The following is a 478-nucleotide window of genomic DNA, read 5'->3' as shown; positions in this document are numbered from 1 at the left end:
CATAGGCGAGATCCTCCGGCCCGACCGCCACGTCCGGCGCGCCCGGCGGATAGCGGCCCCATGTCGCGGCCTCGTCGAGCAGCACCAGATGCCGCACGTCGTCCGTCGCGCCCAGCTTCGGCACCAGGTGACGCTGCGCGATCAGCACCGTCGCGCCGCAATCCCGCCGCACGTAGCCCAGGCGCTGCGGCGGATGGCTCGGGTCGAGCGGCACGTATGCCGCGCCCGCCTTCATCACGCCCAGCAACGCCACCACCAGCTCGAGCGAACGCTCCGCGCACACGCCGACCAGCGCGCCCCGCCGCACGCCGAGCGTGATCAGGTGATGCGCGAGCCGGTTGGCCCGCGCGTCCAGTTCCGCATAGTCGAGCGATGCGTCCTCGAAGCGCACCGCGATCGCGTCCGGCGTGCGCGCGACCTGCGCGTCGATCAGACCGTGCAGCGTGACCGGCGGCAGTGCCTGCACAGTGTCGTTCCA

1 protein-coding gene is annotated in these 478 nt (G+C 72.6%); it reads right to left on the bottom strand.

The window, feature by feature from the left end:
- Window positions 1-478 (bottom strand): AMP-binding protein (locus PXJ20_RS32980; protein ID WP_421057521.1); only part of this gene is annotated, 478 nt, incomplete at both ends.

Source organism: Paraburkholderia sp. A1RI_3L (assembly GCF_048957895.1).
In the GTDB taxonomy this organism is placed as follows: Bacteria; Pseudomonadota; Gammaproteobacteria; order Burkholderiales; family Burkholderiaceae; genus Paraburkholderia; species Paraburkholderia kururiensis.
The sequence above is the reverse complement of the archived record's forward strand: the minus strand, read 5'-3'. Positions and strand labels throughout refer to the sequence as shown.